The organism is Psychrobacillus sp. NPDC058041, assembly GCF_042885655.1.
Lineage (GTDB): Bacteria > Bacillota > Bacilli > Bacillales_A > Planococcaceae > Psychrobacillus.
In genome coordinates this window covers 144726-165170 of the sequence record NZ_JBHVRO010000010.1, presented here as the reverse complement: position 1 = coordinate 165170, position 20445 = coordinate 144726, and the positions used below count along the sequence as shown (strand labels likewise).

Here is a 20445-nt window from a genome sequence, read left to right as displayed (position 1 = left end):
CTCATGCACCTGCCGCTTCGCTTTCGGTGCAGAAAAACATCTGCTATTCCCGCAGGAGTCGAGCACCTGCACTCCAAGCAACAATGAACACTAAAAAAGCGGACTTATCAATAATCACCTTTTAAGTTAATTACTTTATTTGGATTTTCTCTCCTGCGCAAAGCTCTTCGCAGAAATTAATTTCGCTACGCTCGTCCAGGGTCTTGATTTGCTTGCTAGTCCCCTAGGAGTCGCCGCCTTTCGCTCCAATCAACAGTGTAAATAAGAAAGACAATATGCTTCGCCGAAATAATAAACTTGTACATTATTTTGTTTATCAATAGGGCAAGTGGAACCAGAGAAAAATAGGTAGTATCTACCGATAATGAAGGGAAGAGCTTCCTAACTGGTAATTTCGGAATCTTTTAAAAGAGTAGGGAAGTATTTTTTTTCTCTAATTATCCAAACCAAAAGCATGATGGTCCCACAAAATATTCGACACAAGATTACCGAGAAAATGGAACGTGAAGTGACTCAGTCAATTCCAACTCCTCAAAGTCCACCTGTAATAGTGTATCCAATTTTTTTGCGATGGTAACCGCAGGAGCAAATGTTTCGTTCAAAGCACTCAGGAATTAGACCCGATTGTTCTCTTATTATGTCAGTAGAATAGAAGGAGGTACGAGTTATTATGAAAAATTATGGCGTATCAATAGTTTTAGAGAATGAAGAGAGTTATGAACTGGAAATTCAAGGTTCTAGTGAGGAACATGTTTTAAGTAAATTATTTTCTCAAATTTCAGGAGTAATAAAAATTAATCCATATGATGATGTTGTAGTTTTTATTAACTTTGATAAGGTATTAAAAATTCAAATTCAACCAATAGCAGAATAATAAAACACTTAAGCAACTCTTTTTTTTATAAAACAAAGAAGGTCATAAAAAAAGTAGAGCAAGAAGTGACAGTCACTTCCTGCCCCATAATTTTCAAGGTAATAATGTAACCGTCATTCTCTTAAAAGACATTTTCCAAAGATTAATCTTCTTTTTCCTCAGTACGAACTACTAAAACATCACAAGAGGATGAGCGTACAATGTATTCAGAGACACTTCCTATAAGGAATCGCTCTACAGCATTAAGTCCAGTTGCCCCACAAATGATTAAATCAGCTTCTATTTTTTTTGAAATATCTTTTGAAATCATTGTTTTTGGAGAACCATATTCAACGATTACATTTACATTTTTAACTCCACCTGCAATTGCTTCTTTTTTATAGACTTCTAGTAAATTTTCTGCAAATACTTGGGCTCTTTCGGCTATAGAACGATCGTATGCTTCAATTGCGGCAAATGATCTTGTATCAATGATGTTGACTAAATTTAATGTTGCATTATTTCTTGCTGCTATCGAAACTGATTTTTTATAAGCTAACTCCGCTTCTTTTGAACCATCAACCGCAACTAGAATTTGTTTGTATTTTAATGTCATTTTTAAAACCTCCTATTTCTTATTATATTTATATAATTCGAGATTTATTTCTGTATTCCTCCTATTTTTTTATTATAAAAGCGTTATTGAGAACTTTTCTCGTATAATTTTTAAATTAATGAAGCATTATTAATATATAAATGATAAAATGAAGATGTTTTAATGATTCATTTCATATGAGTCATCTCTTAAAAATATATACATAAGGGGATATGGAAATGCGTATTGGTATACCAAAAGAAACAAAAAATAACGAAAACCGAGTGGCTATGACACCTGCTGGAGTTGTTACTTTAAAGCATAATAATCATGAAGTAATTATTGAAACTGGTGCAGGACTAGGTTCAAGCTTTACTGATGAAGATTATATTGCTGCAGGTGCAACTATTGTACAAACTGCAGAGGAAGCATGGAACCAAGAGATGGTAATGAAAGTAAAAGAGCCAACTCATGCAGAATATGCGCTTATCCGTGAAGAATCTATTCTTTTCACATATTTACATTTAGCTCCGGAAGAAGCGTTAACAAAGGTGTTACTTGATAAGAAAGTGACAGCTATTGCATATGAAACGGTTCAACTTCCAAATAATTCATTGCCATTGCTAACACCAATGAGTGAAGTTGCAGGTCGTATGGCAACACAAATAGGTGCACAATACTTAGAACAAATCCATGGAGGAAAAGGAATTTTACTTGGAGGAGTTCCTGGAGTTCCTCGTGCGAAAGTTGCTGTAGTTGGTGGAGGTATCGCTGGTACAAATGCAGCTCGCGTAGCAGTAGGTATGGGTGCAGATGTTACTATTATTGATTTAAACGCCGATCGTCTTCGTCAATTAGAAGATCTATTTGGTGGAAATGTTCAAACATTAATTTCGAATCCATTTAATATCGGACATGCAGTGAAGGAAGCAGATTTAGTAGTAGGTGCTGTTCTTATTCCTGGTGCTAAAGCTCCTAAACTTGTATCGGAAGAAATGATTAAATCCATGTCTCCAGGTTCAGTTGTTATTGACATTGCAATTGACCAAGGTGGTATTTTTGAAACTTCTGACCGTATTACAACTCATGACAACCCGACTTATGAAAAACATGGAGTAGTTCATTACGCAGTTGCTAACATGCCAGGAGCGGTTCCAAGAACATCAACAATGGCGTTAACTAATGCAACTGTTCCTTATGCACTTCAAATTGCTAACAAAGGCTATAAACAAGCTTGCTTGGATAACCTTGCATTACAAAAAGGTATTAACACATTAGCTGGTCACGTTACATTTAAAGCGGTTGCAGAAGCACAAGGACTTCCTTACGTAGACGTTGCTACACTTTTAAATTAATAAATATTTTTTGAACACCCAAAGGTTATTCATCACTTTGGGTGTTCTGTTATTTGAAAACAAAAATGGAGTGAATGCAATTGGCTTATTTATTTGTTGGTTTAGCGGGAGCATTAGGTGCTATAACGAGATATTCAATTGGACTTATGCTTTATACACATTCAATTTTCCCTTTTGCAACACTAATAGTAAATCTGGTAGGTTGTTATCTTCTTCCTTTTTTAACTTCGTCTGTTTTTCGTAAAAGTAAATTCTCACCCAATGTGCAGACAGCTATTACTACAGGTTTTCTAGGTTCTTTTACAACTTTTTCTGCTTTTAGTGTAGAAACAGTGAAATTATTGCAGCAAGGGGAAATTGTATTTGCTGTTTTATACATATTGATTAGTGTAGTGGGTGGGATTGTAATGAGTAATCTAGGTTGGAAACATGAGGTGACAAGATGACTGCACTTGTTACTGTAGCCATAGGTGGATTTTTAGGAGCTATCCTTCGATTTTATTTTGCTCAAAAGTTAAATGAAAACGTGGCAGATAAAATACCTATTGGAACACTTTTCGTTAATTTAATCGGTTCATATTTATTAGGATTTATCGTTAGTGTTCGTTTAGATGAAATTTATATATTACTTATAGGTACTGGATTTTTAGGGGCATTTACAACTTTTTCTACTTTAAATAAGGAATTAATCACACTTCAGAAATTTCCTCGAAAATGGATTCTGTATTTCTTGATTACATATATAGGAGGATTATGCTTAGCATTTTTGGGTTATTTTATTGGTAAATAAGATAAGAGGAAGCACATAGAGTGAAGCGTCCCTGTGATAGAAACAATTCTGCACTATTCTGACAATTGACTGCAATTCAATAGGCTTGTGAACCAATAATACCTCCTACACATGTCTGTATAAAGTGTAGGAGGTATTTGATTTTAATGTAGGAAATTAGTGTATGAGTTGTGCTCTAGACATATTAAGCGCTCCATAAAAAAGGAGACCTTCCATGTATCATTGATGGAAGGTCTCCTTTACATATGTGTCTAAGTTCATTTTGTACTGCGGGTAATGTAATACATGCTAAAATTAAGATAAAATAATTAATTCTTTCGGGAACTTTGTAAGCACTTCTACGCCGTCTTCGGTAACAACAACGTCATCTTCAATACGCACACCAGTAATGTCAGGATGGTAGATGCCTGGCTCGATTGTGAATACCATACCAGTTTCTAATTTCATGTCATTCACACCAGTGATTGAAGGGAATTCGTGTACAGAAATTCCAAGTCCGTGTCCTAAACGATGTGTGAAATATTCACCATATCCTGCTTCAGTAATTACATCGCGCGCAATTTTATCAAGTGCCATTGCAGTTATACCTGGTTTTACTGCGTTTACAGCAGCTTCTTCGGCACGGCGAACAGTTTCATAAACTTCACGTTTATCAGCTGAGGGTTCTCCGAAAGCTACTGTGCGTGTTATATCAGAGCAATAACCGTTGTATATAACACCAAGGTCAAATAATACTAAATCTCCTTTTTGAATTTTACGATCTCCAGGATTACCGTGAGGAGATGCTGTTTTTGGGCCACTTAGTACCATTGTGTCGAATGCCATTTGAGAAGCACCTTTTTCTTTCACTGCTAACTCAATTGCATTTAAGATTTCTAACTCTGTTTTTCCTTCTGCAATCTCTTTACATCCAACTTCAACAGCGTAGTCTGCCAGCTCAGCAGCTTTTCGCATATTGACTAATTCTTCCTCTGACTTAATAACACGTAATTCATTTATCTTTTCATCCACTCTTGAAATTTGTATAGAAGGAATTCTTTCTTGAATAGCTTCTTGACGTTCCACAGTCATATGAGCTTTTTCGATCGCTAAAGAATTGATTACACCGACCTTATTGCTAATTGTTTGAACAAGAATATCCCAAGCATTTTCCGTATCTTGATGTCCAACAATGTCACCAGTCCATCCAGCTGCCAATGCATCAGGAACTTCCATTTGTGGACAAATGATAAATGGTGTCGCTTCCTTGAAAATTAAAACGCCAAGCAAACGTTCATGCGGATTGCTTCTAAATCCAGTAAAATAAAAAACGTTGTCTGGAGTCGTTATGAAAGCAGCATCAATATTGCTAGATTGTAAATAGTTCTGAATCTTTTCTACTTGTTTCATCATAGCACCTCTTTTTTAAATTTATAAGTTAAGGATAACAGAATAAAGGATTTCTAGCATTAACGTTGAATGAAATATAAGAGAAAAAAACAACTTACAAGGAGTGTATGTAAAATGCAAATCAGTTATCATGGGCATTCAGTAGTGAAAATTAAAACAGGGAAATATACAATATTAATTGATCCTTTTATTTCAGGTAATGGATTGACGGATTTAATCGCCTCTGAGGAAAAACCAGATGCTATTTTGTTAACGCATGGTCATAATGATCATGTTGGAGACACAATCGATATTGCAAAACGAAGCAATGCACTTGTTATTGCTCCATTTGAGCTTGCAGAATATCTAGCAACGCAAGGGATTGCTACCCATGAAATGGGATTAGGTGGGGCTTATCAATTTGAATTTGGAAAAGTTAAATATACCCATGCTTTTCATAGTTCTTCATTTGATACTCCTGATAACGGGACTATTTATACAGGAATGCCAGGAGGAATCTTGTTTACGGCAGAGGGGAAGACTATTTATCATGCAGGAGATACCGGTCTATTTGGGGATATGCAATTGATTGGCGCACGAAATAATATTGATGTTGCCTTTTTACCTATCGGTGATAATTTTACAATGGGACCTGAAGATGCTGCTTATGCGACAAAACTTTTAAAAACGCGTGTAGTAGTACCAATTCATTACAATACTTTTCCGGTCATTCAACAAGACCCAATGCATTTTAAAGAATTAGTAACTACTTCCGAAGTTCAAATTCTAAATGCTGGTGGGATTGTAGAACTGTAGCTTGCAAAGAATGTTAGATAAATGTGGTACAATAAACGTACAACAATCGTTTAGATATGTAGGCAAAACAATATTCGGAGATGGCTCCCTCGACTGACATGAGAATGCTTGTCGTTAGCGGCACGCCAGTACGAGGCGGAAGCTCATGCACTTTTAGGTCATGGGTTTACAGCTAAGTACCACTAACGAAGAATGCGAGCGTTTGTCAACAGTCTGGAACGAATAACAATCGTTTGGATGTGACTACATGACAACAAAACATGAGCAAATATTAGCATATATAGAAAAGCTCCCCGTTGGAGATAAAATATCTGTTAGACAAATTGCTAAAGATCTAACTGTAAGTGAAGGAACAGCATACCGTGCGATAAAAGAAGCAGAAGCAAGAAGACTTGTTAGTACAATTGAACGTGTCGGAACAATCCGAATTGAATTAAAGAAAAAAGAGCATTTTGAACGTTTAACATTTGCAGAAGTAGTCAATATAGTAGATGGACAAGTTTTAGGTGGAAAAGCGGGACTATATAAAACACTAAACAAATTTGTTATTGGTGCTATGCAGGTGGAAGATATGATGCGTTATGTCGAACCTAGCAATTTACTGATTGTTGGAAATCGACTCCAAGTACATGAACATGGTTTGCATGCTGGAGCAGCAGTACTTGTAACGGGTGGCTTTGATGTATCCGAGAAAATAAAAAAATTGGCAGATGTTTTAGAGTTACCTGTAATTTCAACAAGCTATGATACGTTTACAGTTGCCACGATGATTAATCGTGCAATAGACGATCAACTCATAAAAAAAGACGTTTTGCTTATTGAAGATATATATATTCCTTTAAAAGATACGTCGTTTCTTCAGACAAATGATTTCGTAAAGCGCTATCGGGAATTGAACCAATTAACGACTCACGGTGGGTTTCCAGTAGTAGATACATCCAATAAATTAGTTGGTATCGTAACAGCGAGAGATGTTATTGGTAAAGAGAGTCATGAACTTGTGGAGAAAGTGATGACGAAAAATCCTATTGCTATAACTTTGAAAACAAGTGTTGCTTCTGCAAGTCATAGAATGATTTGGGAAGGGATCGACTTGTTACCTGTAGTGAAAGACAACAATATATTAGAAGGTGTAATTAGTAGACAAGATGTACTAAAAGCATTGCAAGCTGCCTCCAGACAACCGCAAAACGGAGAGACAATCGATGATATAGTAAAACAGCAAATAAAGCTAATTTCTATGGAGGAATTCATTTTTGAGTTTGTCGTTACACCTCAAATGACAGATCATTACGGGAATATGTCTTATGGAGCCTTTTCTATTCTTTTGACTGAAACTGGATCTCAAACGCTGAAAATTCGTAAACGTGGAGAAAGCGTAGTTGAAAATATGACTATCTATTATACGAAGCCAATACAATTAGAAAGTATTCTTCGTGTAGGAGTCAAAGTGTTAGAGATGAGTCGTAAAGTTGCAAAAATGGATTTAGAGGTATTTAATGACAAGCAGCTAGTGGGGAAAGCAATGATAACGTACCAACTTTTAGAACGTTAATAAAAATGATGCAGCACTTGAGCTGCATCATTTGTTTAAACTTAGTTCTTCCTCGACAAATTGTCCGTAATGCTTGAATACTTTATAATTGTAATACATAAAATAACCGCCAAGTAGGATAAACAAAGCAGAAATTACATAAGTAACGGACGAAGGGAAGACAATTAAAAAGTTCAAACCAAAAAATAACAAAAATGCACCTAAACAAACAGAAGCCTTCGCTGAAAACCATTTTTTTCGAATAGGTAGTGTAGTGCGAAACTGTTTTGTTTTAAAGTAAAAATACCACACAAAAGAAACAACAATAGCTAGTATAAATATTCCATTAAGAATCATAATGAACCTCCAATAAAAAAATAAGCTTCCATCATTGTAAAGGGTAATTTGTGAAAATGCGAATAGTAAACTTGATTAAGTGGAGGAAATGAAATGAAAAGACAAATCATTGACACAATCGAAGGATATAATAAAATAATAATTCATCGACATGTAAGACCTGATCCAGATGCATATGGATCCCAGATTGGGTTGAAAGAGTTAATTTCGTTTAATTATCCACAAAAAAAAGTATTAGCAACAGGATATCATGAAAATACACTAGATTTCTTAGCTTATCCTGATACTGTTACTGACGATGATTTTAAAGATGCTCTAATTATTATTACAGATACAGCAAATACAGAAAGAATAGATGATGAGAGATACAAACTCGGTAAAACACTCATTAAAATAGATCATCATCCAAATGATGATGCATATGGAGACCTTTTATGGGTGGATACTAACTCAAGCTCTACAAGTGAAATGATTTGTGAATTATTTGATGAAGCGAAGGAATATAAAGGTTGGAAAATGAACGCAAGTATTGCAAGATTACTGTTTGCTGGAATCGTTGGAGACACTGGTAGATTTATGTTTCAAAGTACAACTTTGCAAACAATGACTTATGCCGGAGAGCTTCTTTCTTATGGATTTGATCGTACGGAACTTTTTAATGGAATGTATGAAGTAGATAGAAACTTACTCCATTTAAAAGGATATGTATATGAAAACTTTAACATGGATGAAAATGGAGTAGGATTTGTTAAATTGACATCTGAGATTTTAAAGAAATATAATGTTGCTGAATCTGAGGCTTCTTTATTAGTAGGCTCTCTTGCAGATGTCAAAGGAATGAAATGTTGGGTATTCTTTATTGAAGATACAAAAGAAATCAGAGTACGTCTTCGTTCAAAAGGTCCGATTATAAATGTAATAGCAAAAAAATATGGTGGCGGAGGACATCCGCTTGCTTCAGGAGCTTCTGTAAAAACATGGGAGGAAGCAGATCTTGTAATCGAAGATTTGAAAAAGTTGTAAATTGAGGTGACGTATATGGAAACAGTATATCCACAAATTGTAACCTCGGCGGATATGCTGAAAAGTACAATTCAATTGGAACAACTCATCCAAAAATTGAAAATGAATAAAGCAAAGGCGGCCGCCATTACAAACAGCAGATTGTATGGGTTGTTGCCTTTTTGGCATGAATTAAGAAAACATCAAATTCACCCGGTTATTGGACTCTCGGTTAATTTAAGACTAGAGTCTCAACTATGCTCTATTATTATTTATTCTAAAAATAATAAAGGATATGAAAACCTTTTAAAAATATCGAGTAGCTTGGAAACAAGAGAACTTTCTGAACTTCCTAAAAAGTGGATCCAAGCATATAAAAATGGATTGATCGTTGTCTATAAATGTGAAAATTCCTTTACTGAAGATGCGGTGGTCGAATTAGTTGAAATATTTGGTGAGACCAATTTATATGCAGGAATAGAACGTCCAAATGGGAAAAAATTAGAATTAGAGAAAAAGATTATACCTGTTGTGGAAAGTCTTTCAATTTCCATTACTGCATATCATATGAGTCGATACCTAGAGAAAGAGGATGCTTTTGCTTTTGAGGTATTAAATGCAATGGATCAATCGGTCAAAATGTCTGATCATAATCGTCTAAAACCTTCCGACGATTCATTCCATGTACTAAGTAGAGAAGAATGGTTCGATTGGTTTTCAGATGTTCCAGAGTGGCTAGAAAACACAGAAAAAATGTTAGAAAGTTGTCAGGTTTCTTTTGAACAGCCATCGCAATATATGCCTAAGTATCATCTACCCCAATCTGTTTTAGCAAAGGATTATTTACGTGCACTTTGTGAAGAAGGATTAAAAAATCGGGTGAAAAGTATCACATCTCAGTATATGGAACGTTTAAATTACGAGCTTCAAATCATCGGTCAGATGAATTATGAAGATTACTTTTTAATTGTGCAAGATTTTATGAAATTTGCGAAACAGGCAGGAATCTTAACAGGACCAGGTCGAGGATCTTCGGCAAGTTCACTCGTTGCATATTCACTCTACATAACTGACGTGGACCCACTTAAATATGGTCTCTTATTTGAACGTTTTTTAAATCCAGAACGTATTACTTTGCCGGATATTGATATTGATTTTGCGGATTCCAAGCGAATGGAAGTAATACAATATGTAGCTGAAAAGTATGGCAAACAATATGTATCACAAATTATTACGTTTGGGACTTTGTCAGCAAAAGCGGTTGCCCGTGAAGTGGCAAGAGTTTTTGGTTTTGAATCATCCACACTCGAGGCAATCTCTAATTTTATTCCATCAAAATTGGGCATTTCACTAAAAGAAGCATATGAACAATCACAAAAATTAAGAGAATTTATCGAAACGGAAGAATTACGTAAGAAATGGTTTCAGGTAGCACTTGCATTAGAAGGATTACCAAGAAACGCTTCCACGCATGCTGCAGGTATCATTCTTTCACCTGTTCCTCTTGTGGATGTAGTACCTATTCAAATGGGACATGATGATATATTTTTAACTCAATGGCCAATGAAAGAAATTGAACAGATTGGCTTGTTAAAAATGGATTTTTTAGGTTTAAGAAATTTAACGATCATCGAGCGTATTTTAAATCTAATCAACTATAAAAAAGATTCTAAAGTGACGTTAGATGCTATTCCTTTAGATGAGGCGCGTACCTTCCAGCTGTTACAAGGAGGAGATACAACAGGTGTATTTCAACTAGAATCTGAAGGAATGCGAAATGCACTAAAACAAATTAAACCGACAAAGTTTGAGGACATTGTAGCTGTAAATGCTTTGTACAGACCAGGACCAATGGAAAGTATCCCCTTATATGCAAAAAGAAAATTAGGACTGCAAGCTGTTACTTATGAACACCCAGTATTAGAACCTATTTTGAAAGAAACATATGGTATCATCGTCTATCAAGAGCAAATCATGCAAATCACTTCACAAATGGCTGGTTTTACTTTTGGGGAAGCTGACTTACTTAGAAGAGCAGTAAGTAAAAAAAATCGAGAAGTACTTCAAAAAGAAAGAATTCATTTTGTTCAAAAAGCAAAACTACTTGGGCATACAGAGGAGGCAGCGTCTTCTGTATATGCATTAATCGTTCGTTTTGCGGATTATGGATTTCCTAAAAGTCATGCTGTAGCATATAGTATTATTTCGTATCAGATGGCTTTTTTAAAAGCAAACTTTCCTGTCGAGTTTTACTGTGCATTATTAAGCACCACAATGGGCAATCAAGAAAAAATAAATAAGCTTGTAATTGAGATGAAACAAAAAGGTATTACCGTTCTACCTCCATCCATTTATAGAAGCCAACCTTTTTTTTCTGTAGAGAATGGAGCAGTAAGATTCGGCTTACATGCGATTAAAGGAGTTTCTCATTCTTTTACACAAAAATTACTACAGCAAAGGGAAAATAAATCTACAAAATGGAATGATATTTTTGATTTTGCATCTGATTTAACAGCTATCCACTTTAATCGAAAGAATATTGAACCACTTATTAAAGCTGGTGCCATGGATGAGTTTAAGGAAGAAAGGTCCACTTTACTAGCAACTTTAGATCCTGCAGTAAAATACGCAGAGCTTGTAAGTCCCACAGAAGAAAACGATTTGTTTGGTGGGGACACTTTTCATTTTGGAAAATCAAAATATATAAAATCTGAACCATTACCTTTAATGAATAAGCTTCAATTTGAAAAAGAAGTGCTAGGACAATATTTTTCAGAACATCCAACAGTTTCTGTGAAAAAAAATATTCAAGAAAGAATTAATAGCATATGGGATGTCCAACAGTCCCAAAAAGAATGGAAAGTAAAAATAGTTGGTCTCGTTCAAGAAATAAAAAGAATTCGAACGAAAAAAGGAGAGTCCATGGCATTTGTGAATGTACAAGATGAAACTGGGAGTATTTCCGTAACATTATTTCCAGAAGAATATGCAAAGTTCAATTTGTTATTAGAAGAGCATTCGATCATTACGATAGAAGGAAAATTTGAACGTCGCAATGGAAGAACTCAAATAATAACCAAATTAATATCAAATGACTTTGGGATTCGCTCTAATAACTAAGGATTGTTCAGCTTAGTATATACATTTTAGTACAGTACAGATTATAGACTCATAAAAGAGTTTTGATATGCATTTTTTTTTGCAGGAGTCTCGCATATACGTTTTTGTACAGTTTTTTCTTTACGTTTTGACAATTATTTTGTATGCTATTAACTATCAGTGGTCAGACCACTTTGTAATTAATGGAAGAGTGAGGATGTATGAATCCCAAAAATAATTCAAGCAAAAGGTTTTTAGAGATTGTTAAACAACTGAGAGAGCTCATTAAGGAAGAAAATGTAGCTGTTGGAGGTAAACTGCCCTCTGAAAGAGAACTGGCAGAACGAATGCAAGTTGGCCGGTCAACTGTGAGAGAAGCACTCAGAAGTTTAGAATTACTTGGATTAATTGAAACTAGAAGAGGGGAAGGAACATTTCTTTCCGATTTTCGTAAACATCAATTAGTAGAGTTATTATCTACTTTTGTCTTACAAGAATCTAAATCAAAAGAAGATGTAAACAAAACAAGAGAAACATTAGAAAAAGAAGCAATTCGAACAATATGTACCTCAGAAAACTTATCAGGACAATATATTTGGGATGCGTTCCTAAATAAATTGCAGAATGAAGAAGTAATTCGTGAGGACATCATTCGGGAAATTATTATAACTTCTAATAATCGCCTTGCATTGAAAATATGGTTTTTGTTAAAACAGTTTGCTGGGGAACCTTATAGAAACCCAATGGGAATAGAAGAAAAAGACACTTGGAGAGAATTACTAAGTGGCTTAAAAAATAGAGACGAACAACTTGTAATAACTCAATACAATAAATGGCTTTTGTTAATTCAGTAAGGAAATATTCATTTCCGATGCAATAATTTTTAGTAAAAGGCACCTTGCACTTTTCTAATGAACAGGGGAGATATGTAAATGGTACGAGGTATTTTTAGAAAAAATCATAAAAAGAAATATGTAGCAATTCCTGCGGACAAAGCCAAAAACGATGTGCCGGAAGGAATTATGATGAAATGTCCTGAATGTAGAAAAAACGTATTTACAAAGGACTTAATGAAAAACTTAAAAGTATGCCCATCATGTGATCACCATATGAAAATGACGGCATTTGAACGAATAGAAATATTTCTAGATGAGAATTCATTTGTTTCTATGGATGATCATCTTCAGACTGTTAACCCATTAAACTTTCCAAGTTACACTGAAAAAGTAAATTCAGATGTGAAAAAGACTGGTATAAATGAGGCAGTATTAACTGGGGTTGGATCATTAGAAGGACAAAAAGTAGTGGTAGCTGTTATGGATTCACATTTTAGAATGGGTTCCATGGGCTCTGTAGTTGGGGAAAAGATTACTAGAGCGATAGAAAAAGCAACTGAGCTTCAAGTGCCTTTCATTATATTCACGGCAAGTGGTGGAGCGAGAATGCAGGAAGGGGTATTATCCCTTATGCAAATGGCAAAAACATCTGTTGCATTAAAAAGACATAGCGACAAAGGGCAATTATATATGTCTATATTAACTCATCCAACAACTGGTGGGGTCTCTGCTAGCTTTGCTTCAGTTGGGGATATAAATTTAGCAGAGCCGAAGGCGTTAATTGGCTTTGCTGGTCGAAGAGTTATTGAACAAACAGTTCGAGAAAAACTTCCTGAAGATTTTCAAACGGCAGAGTTTTTATTGGATCATGGTCAATTAGATGCTGTAGTCCACCGAAAAGATATGCGTGAAACAGTTTCACTTCTTGTAAAAATGCATGGCAGTAAGGAGGTCACAGCATGGTAAAAACATTACCTTTTGAAGAACCGATTGTACAATTGAAAAAGAAAATTGATGAATTAAGAGAATATACTTCGAATGCAGAAGTAGATTTAACTGCTGAAATAGAAAAGTTAGAAGAACGATTAAAAAAGCTAGAACAAGATATTTATGATAATATGCAGCCGTGGGATCGTGTCCAAGTTGCACGTCATCCAAATCGTCCTACATCAAGAGATTATATTCAATTATTATTTACTGATTTCATTGAACTGCATGGCGACCGTTTATACGGAGATGATGCAGCAATTATTGGTGGAATTGCGTTTTTAGAAGGAAACCCTGTCACGGTAATTGGACATCAAAGAGGTATAGATACAAAAGAGAATATTAAGCGTAATTTTGGAATGCCTCACCCTGAGGGATACAGAAAAGCACTACGTTTAATGAAACAAGCAGAAAAGTTTAATCGTCCTATTATTTGTTTTATCGATACAAAGGGTGCATATCCAGGAAAAGCCGCAGAAGAACGTGGACAAAGTGAAGCAATTGCTAGAAACTTGGTAGAGATGGCAGGCTTAAAAGTGCCAGTAATTAGTGTAGTTATTGGGGAAGGTGGAAGTGGGGGAGCCCTTGGATTAGGTGTTACTAATCGAATCCAAATGCTCGAAAACTCTACTTATTCGGTTATCTCACCTGAAGGAGCTGCTTCTATTCTTTGGAAAGATTCATCCCTTGCAAAACAAGCGGCAGAAGCTATGAAAATTACAGCACCTGACCTAAAAGAAATGCATATTATTGATACAGTTATAAAAGAAGTACATGGTGGAGCACATAGAAATCCTGAAGCACAAGCTACTTATATGAAAGAGGCTCTTATTAATTCACTAAAAGAGCTAAGTAAACTATCAGCAGAAGAATTAATAGAAGACCGTTATAATAAGTTTAGTAATATCGGGGTTTTTAGTGAGTAAGTTTGTTTAGATGAGTCAGTTTGATGATAAAAAGTTTCATAAATGTCAAATTTACCGAAAATGTAAGATTTTTTATTCGTTTTTCTTGCTTATTTTGAAGGTTTTTTGATATTATCTCAGAACACTCCTTGATGAATCGAAGGGGAAAAAATAGGTCTTCTCCTGTGGCGACGCCTTCATTAACTCGTGTTAGCCAAGGAGGCACGATTGTTCGTCCGTAGAAAGTGAGTGCCTTTTTCCGCCCTCGATTTTTCTTACTATTTTTATAAAAAAAACGACTGTAGTCAAGCTCATTTTTATTGAGTATGTCAACAGTCTGAAATGCGTCTGTTCAGACGCATTTTTTTTTGAAAGATTTCGTGTTAAGCTTGTGTTATTAAATACATAGGGTGGAGGAGAAATTTTTGAAGCGTATAGGCGTTTTAACAAGTGGTGGCGATGCTCCTGGAATGAATGCAGCAATTCGGGCTGTAGTAAGAAAAGCAATCTATGAAGGTTTGGAAGTAGTAGGCATATTTCATGGCTACCAAGGGCTTATTGAGGGGCATATGGAATTACTTACCCTTGGATCAGTAGGCGATATTATTCAAAGGGGTGGAACAAAGCTTTTCTCCGCACGTTCCCTTGAGTTTCGAACGGAAGAAGGGCAACTCAAAGCAGTTGAACAATTAAAAGCAAATGGAATTGATGGTTTAGTTGTTATTGGAGGGGACGGTTCTTATCGTGGCTCCATGACTCTAACGAAAAATGGTTTTCCTTGTGTTGGTATCCCAGGGACAATAGATAATGATATTCCAGGTACAGATTATACACTTGGGTTTGATACTGCATTAAATACGGTGATTGAATGTATAGACAAAATTAGAGATACCGCGACTTCTCATGATCGCACATTTATTATTGAAGTAATGGGAAGAGATGCTGGTGATTTAGCGTTATGGGCAGGTCTTGCAGGAGGAGCAGAAACGATTATTATTCCAGAAGTAGAATTTAATATAGAGGAAATAGTCGAAAAGTTAAAGAGTGGTACAGCGCGTGGTAAAAAGCATAGTATCATTATCGTTGCAGAAGGAGTTATGAGTGGTTCAGAATTTGCTTCTCAACTAATGAAACATGCTAATATTGATACTAGAGTTTCTGTATTAGGACATATCCAAAGAGGTGGATCGCCAACGGGGCGTGATAGAGTTCTAGCAAGTTTATTCGGTGCAAGAGCAGTCGAAGTATTACTTGCTGGACATGGAGGACGTGCTGTTGGCATACAGAATCATCAAGTGGTAGACTATGATATGAATGAAGCATTTGAAAAGAGCGAAGTTTTTGATTCATTAATGTATCAATTATCAAAAGAGTTATCCATTTAAAAGAATGGAAATAACTTTTATATTGAAAGGACTTGACTATGAGAAAAACTAAAATAGTATGTACAATTGGACCCGCAAGTGAATCGGAGGAAATGCTACAAAAGCTAATTGAAGCTGGCATGAATGTTGCTCGGTTAAACTTTTCACACGGAAGTCACGAAGAACACGCAGCAAGAATTCAAAAAATAAGAGAAGTATCAAATAAGGCAGGGAAAATTGTAGGAATACTATTAGATACAAAAGGCCCTGAAATTCGCACACATAAAATGGAAAACGATGCGATAGAGTTAGAATCTGGACAAACAATTGAAATCTCCATGACCGAAGTATTAGGAAATAGCAGCCGTTTTTCCATTACGTATGAGAAATTAATCGAGGACGTGCAGGTAGGTTCTATAATATTACTGGATGATGGATTAATTGAATTAATCGTTACTAAAATTAACACGAACGAAGGAGTTATAACAACGTTTGTCCAAAATGCAGGGACTTTAAAAAACAATAAAGGTGTTAACGTTCCCGGAGTATCTGTGCAGTTACCTGGTATAACGGAAAAAGATTCAAAAGATATTTTATTTGGTATTGAGCAAGGTGTAGACTTCATCGCAGCATCATTTGTTCGACGTGCAAAAGATGTTCTGGAAATTAGAGAGTTGCTTGAAAAGAATAATGGATCGCATATTCAAATTATTCCTAAAATAGAAAACCAAGAAGGCGTAGATAATATTGATGAGATTATCCAAGTATCGGATGGTCTTATGGTGGCAAGGGGAGATCTTGGAGTAGAGATACCAGCGGAAGAAGTTCCGTTAGTTCAAAAAAGTCTAATCCAAAAATGTAATGATGCAGGTAAACCGGTTATTACTGCTACCCAAATGCTAGATTCAATGCAGCGTAACCCAAGACCTACACGTGCTGAAGCAAGTGATGTAGCGAATGCGATATTAGATGGCACAGATGCAATTATGTTATCTGGTGAAACTGCTGCTGGTTTATATCCTGTTGAAGCAGTACAAACAATGGACAAGATCGCAAAAAGAACAGAGAATGCGATAGATTATAGATCCATTGTTACGAAATTAAGTAAAGCTCGTGAAGTAAACTTAACAGATGCAATTGGCCAAGCAGTAGCGCATACTGCGATAAATTTAAAAGTTAAAGCGGTAATTGCACCAACTGAAAGTGGACATACTGCTAAAATGATTTCTAAATTTAGACCCGGTGTTCCTATCATTGCAGTTACTTCTTCTAGTGTTCCTTCTAGAAAGTTAACACTTGTTTGGGGAGTGTACCCAATTGTCGGCAAGAAAGCCCATTCGACGGATGAGGTTTTAGAAGTTGCAGTTGAAGAAAGTATTCTTCATCATTATGTAACACATGGGGACTTAGTAGTTATTACAGCAGGTGTACCAGTTGGAGAAGCAGGTACAACTAACTTGATGAAAGTTCATGTCATTGGTGATATGGTTGCTAAAGGACAAGGTATTGGAAAGCTGACCACTTTTGGAAAAGCAGTTGTTGTTAATAATGCACGAGAACTTCTTGGTAAGGACACCTCTGATAGTATCATTGTTACACTTGGTACGGATCGTGAAATGATTCCTGCTATAGAAAAATGTAAAGGACTTATTACAGAAGAAGGTGGATTAACTAGCCATGCTGCTGTAGTTGGACTTAGTTTAGGTATACCCGTAATTGTAGGTGTTAACAATGCAACAACTTTAATTAAAAACGGACAAGAACTTACTATTGATGCTGAAAGTGGTGTAATTTACCACGGCAAGGCAAGTATCATTTAACAAAAAGGTATCCTTATTTAAAATTGCCTCACCATAATCGGTGAGGCAATTACCATATATGGAGGGTAAGTATATGAAATGGATTATAAGTTTATTTATTGTTGTTCCGGTAATTGAATTATATATTTTACTTTTGTCAGGTAAAACAATCGGAATAGGGCCCACGTTTCTTTTAATATTAGCATCAGGAATAATTGGTGCTTATTTAGTAAAAAGACAGGGACTTAAGGCGTTTAGAGAAGTTTCAGAGAGTATTAAAAATCACCAAGCACCTGGAGAAGCAGCTATCAATGGGATATGTGTTTTTATTGGTTCTGTATTTGTCATTTTTCCAGGTTTTTTATCAGATATTATAGGTCTACTACTTTTGTTTGGTCCTACACGAAATCTATTTAAGCCATTTATTTACAAATGGATTCGTAAGAAAATGAAAAAAGGTCAAGTAATTGTTATGAAGTCTTTGTGAAGTCTATCCATCTGTTTGCGATTAAATAAATGAATGGACTAAATAGTATTCCTATAACTCCAAATATTAAAATGGCTGCCGCGCTTAAAAAGAATACGTGGACAGCCTTTATGTGCATAGAGGAGGACCATAACATGGATTCCACAATATGCCTAGTCAACTGAACAAACACATATAAAAGTAAGATAATGATTCCTACTGTATGCTGATTTAATAAGAAAAAGTAAATACTTAGTGGAACCAAAATGAGGCCAGTCCCTAAAAAAGGAATGCTATCTACTAGAGAAACTAAAAAGGCATATTTAAAAGGTTGGGGAAGACCTAATACAGTGAAACCAAGAGCAAGAAGAATAAAAGTTAAGAAAAAAAGTTTAAATTCAACCGTGATAAATTTATTTATAACTCCTGAAGATTTCTTTAATGCTCTTTCCCAAAAAAACCTCGTTTTTTTCGGAAAGTATACTAAAAACCAAAATCGGTTTTTTAATGATTCATGTAAGGATAAAAACAATCCCATACTAAAAAGAAAAAGTTCAAAAAAATAGGAAGGTAAGTGAGTAATATAAATAAGTAAATCATTCATTAACTTATTTACAATAGTTTGAAATTCCTCTTCGAACAATGAAAATATCGGAAGTCTTTTTAATTCGACTACTGGCAATTTTACAACATGATTATGGATAAGCGGGATTAGATCAATAAGAGTTTGAATGATAAAGAATATTAATAAAAGAAGTCCAGTTAAAATAAGAATTTCTGTAAATAAAACGCTTAAAAATATTGGGAATTTAAACTTTTTATAAAAGAAATTAGTAATAGGATGTAAAAAATAACCACATAACATTGCTAGTGCTAATGGGTAAGCTATAAATAATATTAGTATAATAATTCCAATCGGTATCCATTGCGATATAATTTCTTTCTTATTTATTTGCAAAGCAATCATTTTCACCCAATCTTTTCAACTATTTGGAAGATAAAACAGTATTTTTTAAAAAACTTTAAGCGTTTTCATTCACAAATTCGTTCAAATTGATTATAATAAGTTTGTAAGCAATGATAGGTACATATCATAAACAGAAGTATATTTTTCACATATTTTTTATGTTTAAATATTCATTCTGAACAAGAGGGAGAGATTTAAATGACAGCAACTCGTGGTTTAGAAGGAGTTGTAGCAACGCAGTCTGCCATCAGTTCTATTATTGATGACACACTTACATATGTTGGCTATGATATTGATGATTTGGCAGTTAATGCAAGCTTTGAAGAGGTAGTATTCTTATTATGGAATAAACGCCTTCCAAAAGCTGATGAATTAGAAACATTAAAACAACAACTTGCCGATAATATGGCAGTTCCTCAAGAAGTACTTAACCATTTTAAAACCTATCCAATTTCAAAAGTCCACCCTATGACTGCGCTAAGAACTGCTGTTTCTATGCTAGCATTATATGATGATGCTGCAGAAGATATGTCAGATGAGGCAAACTATCTAAAAGCAATTAAACTCCAAGCAAAGCTTTCAACCCTAGTGACAGCGTTCTCTAGAGTTCGTAAAGGACTTGATCCAGTTGCTCCAAAAACAGACCTAGGCTATGCTGCTAACTTTTTGTACATGCTAACTGGAGAGCTACCAGAAGCAATTGAAATCGAAGCATTCAATAAAGCTTTAGTACTTCACGCGGATCATGAACTTAATGCATCTACATTTACTGCTCGTGTTTGTGTTGCAACACTTTCAGATATGTATTCAGGTGTAGTTGCCGCTATTGGTGCTTTAAAAGGCCCATTACATGGTGGGGCGAACGAACAAGTAATGAAAATGTTAACTGAAATCGGCTCTGTTGATAATGTAGAAGCATTTATTAATGCAAAACTAGAAAACAAAGAAAAAATCATGGGCTTCGGTCATCGTGTTTATAGAAAAGGTGATCCACGTGCAAAACATTTACGTGAGATGTCTAAAAAGTTAACTGCTCTTCGTGGAGAATCTAAATGGTATGATATGTCTGTGAAAATTGAAGAAATCGTTACTGGTCAAAAGAATTTACCGCCAAACGTAGACTTCTATTCAGCGTCTGTGTATCATTCTCTAAACATTGATCATGATTTATTTACACCTATTTTTGCAGTATCTCGTGTATCTGGTTGGACAGCTCATATTTTAGAGCAATACTCAGATAACCGTTTAATTCGTCCACGTGCAGATTATATTGGACCTGGTATGCAAAAATATATTCCTGTTGAAGAAAGATAATAAGGATTTATAATAGATTAGGGCTGAAGCACCAATGT

Annotated in this window: 19 protein-coding genes; 15 read left to right on the top strand and 4 right to left on the bottom strand. The window is 35.2% G+C overall.

Features of this window, described 5'->3' with window-relative positions; genetic code table 11:
- The first annotated feature begins 670 nt into the window (after positions 1–670).
- Positions 671–874, top strand: coding sequence for a hypothetical protein (locus ACFVR1_RS15755; protein ID WP_387585367.1), 204 nt, complete (start codon positions 671–673; stop codon positions 872–874).
- A 142-nt stretch (positions 875–1016) separates the two neighbouring features.
- Here ACFVR1_RS15755 and ACFVR1_RS15750 read toward each other — a convergent pair whose 3' ends face one another.
- Positions 1017–1469 (bottom strand): universal stress protein, encoded by a 453-nt coding sequence (locus ACFVR1_RS15750; protein WP_387585366.1) that lies wholly within the window; start codon positions 1467–1469, stop codon positions 1017–1019.
- A gap of 218 nt (positions 1470–1687) precedes the next feature.
- On the opposite strand from ACFVR1_RS15750, the gene ald reads away from it, so the two are divergent.
- From ald to crcB (ACFVR1_RS15735), 3 genes are all read left to right on the top strand, one after another.
- The gene (gene ald, locus ACFVR1_RS15745) at positions 1688–2803 is read left to right on the top strand and encodes an alanine dehydrogenase (protein ID WP_387585364.1); all 1116 of its coding nucleotides are present in this window, start codon (positions 1688–1690) and stop codon (positions 2801–2803) included.
- 74 nt (positions 2804–2877) lie between these two features.
- Positions 2878–3249: a fluoride efflux transporter CrcB gene (gene crcB / locus ACFVR1_RS15740; protein WP_387585362.1), complete on the top strand. Its 372-nt coding sequence runs from the start codon at positions 2878–2880 to the stop codon at positions 3247–3249.
- On the top strand, positions 3246–3593 hold the full coding sequence (gene crcB / locus ACFVR1_RS15735; RefSeq protein WP_387585361.1) for a fluoride efflux transporter CrcB: 348 nt from the start codon (positions 3246–3248) through the stop codon (positions 3591–3593). Before crcB (ACFVR1_RS15740) ends, crcB (ACFVR1_RS15735) begins: the two co-directional genes overlap by 4 nt.
- Before the next feature lie 294 nt (positions 3594–3887).
- On the opposite strand, the gene ACFVR1_RS15730 is transcribed toward crcB (ACFVR1_RS15735), so the two are convergent.
- Positions 3888–4982 (bottom strand): M24 family metallopeptidase, encoded by a 1095-nt coding sequence (locus ACFVR1_RS15730; RefSeq protein ID WP_387585359.1) that lies wholly within the window; start codon positions 4980–4982, stop codon positions 3888–3890.
- Between the two features lie 114 nt (positions 4983–5096).
- On the opposite strand from ACFVR1_RS15730, the gene ACFVR1_RS15725 reads away from it, so the two are divergent.
- Together ACFVR1_RS15725 and ACFVR1_RS15720 are read left to right on the top strand one after the other, a co-directional pair.
- On the top strand, positions 5097–5777 hold the full coding sequence (locus ACFVR1_RS15725; RefSeq protein WP_387585357.1) for a metal-dependent hydrolase: 681 nt from the start codon (positions 5097–5099) through the stop codon (positions 5775–5777).
- Between the two features lie 247 nt (positions 5778–6024).
- Positions 6025–7332 carry a DRTGG domain-containing protein gene (locus ACFVR1_RS15720; protein WP_387585356.1) on the top strand — a complete coding sequence of 436 codons (1308 nt, stop codon included), beginning with the start codon at positions 6025–6027 and terminating at the stop codon, positions 7330–7332.
- A gap of 27 nt (positions 7333–7359) precedes the next feature.
- Here the strand turns inward: ACFVR1_RS15720 and ACFVR1_RS15715 are convergent, their stop codons facing one another.
- Positions 7360–7668 (bottom strand): YtpI family protein, encoded by a 309-nt coding sequence (locus ACFVR1_RS15715; protein WP_387585355.1) that lies wholly within the window; start codon positions 7666–7668, stop codon positions 7360–7362.
- Between the two features lie 93 nt (positions 7669–7761).
- On the opposite strand from ACFVR1_RS15715, the gene ACFVR1_RS15710 reads away from it, so the two are divergent.
- From ACFVR1_RS15710 to ACFVR1_RS15675, 8 genes are all read left to right on the top strand, one after another.
- Positions 7762–8691, top strand: coding sequence for a DHH family phosphoesterase (locus ACFVR1_RS15710; protein WP_387585353.1), 930 nt, complete (start codon positions 7762–7764; stop codon positions 8689–8691).
- 15 nt (positions 8692–8706) lie between these two features.
- The gene (gene dnaE / locus ACFVR1_RS15705) at positions 8707–11790 is read left to right on the top strand and encodes a DNA polymerase III subunit alpha (protein ID WP_387585352.1); all 3084 of its coding nucleotides are present in this window, start codon (positions 8707–8709) and stop codon (positions 11788–11790) included.
- A gap of 200 nt (positions 11791–11990) precedes the next feature.
- Positions 11991–12623 carry a FadR/GntR family transcriptional regulator gene (locus tag ACFVR1_RS15700; protein WP_387585350.1) on the top strand — a complete coding sequence of 211 codons (633 nt, stop codon included), beginning with the start codon at positions 11991–11993 and terminating at the stop codon, positions 12621–12623.
- 78 nt (positions 12624–12701) lie between these two features.
- Complete coding sequence (gene accD, locus ACFVR1_RS15695) at positions 12702–13571, top strand: acetyl-CoA carboxylase, carboxyltransferase subunit beta (RefSeq protein WP_387585349.1); 870 nt, start codon at positions 12702–12704, stop codon at positions 13569–13571.
- Entirely contained in the window at positions 13565–14518 is a 954-nt protein-coding gene (gene accA, locus ACFVR1_RS15690; protein WP_387585347.1) for an acetyl-CoA carboxylase carboxyl transferase subunit alpha, read from the top strand. Before accD ends, accA begins: the two co-directional genes overlap by 7 nt.
- 404 nt (positions 14519–14922) lie before the next feature.
- Positions 14923–15882: a 6-phosphofructokinase gene (gene pfkA / locus ACFVR1_RS15685; RefSeq protein WP_387585345.1), complete on the top strand. Its 960-nt coding sequence runs from the start codon at positions 14923–14925 to the stop codon at positions 15880–15882.
- 38 nt (positions 15883–15920) lie between these two features.
- Positions 15921–17681, top strand: a complete 1761-nt coding sequence (pyk, locus tag ACFVR1_RS15680; protein ID WP_387585344.1) for a pyruvate kinase — start codon at positions 15921–15923, stop codon at positions 17679–17681.
- A 73-nt stretch (positions 17682–17754) separates the two neighbouring features.
- Complete coding sequence (locus ACFVR1_RS15675) at positions 17755–18147, top strand: FxsA family protein (protein ID WP_387585342.1); 393 nt, start codon at positions 17755–17757, stop codon at positions 18145–18147.
- Here ACFVR1_RS15675 and ACFVR1_RS15670 read toward each other — a convergent pair.
- Positions 18131–19093 carry an AI-2E family transporter gene (locus ACFVR1_RS15670; RefSeq protein WP_387585340.1) on the bottom strand — a complete coding sequence of 321 codons (963 nt, stop codon included), beginning with the start codon at positions 19091–19093 and terminating at the stop codon, positions 18131–18133. The genes ACFVR1_RS15675 and ACFVR1_RS15670 overlap by 17 nt on opposite strands.
- A gap of 198 nt (positions 19094–19291) precedes the next feature.
- Between ACFVR1_RS15670 and citZ the strand changes: the two genes are divergently transcribed.
- Positions 19292–20407 carry a citrate synthase gene (gene citZ, locus ACFVR1_RS15665; protein WP_387585339.1) on the top strand — a complete coding sequence of 372 codons (1116 nt, stop codon included), beginning with the start codon at positions 19292–19294 and terminating at the stop codon, positions 20405–20407.
- Positions 20408–20445: the final 38 nt, after the last annotated feature.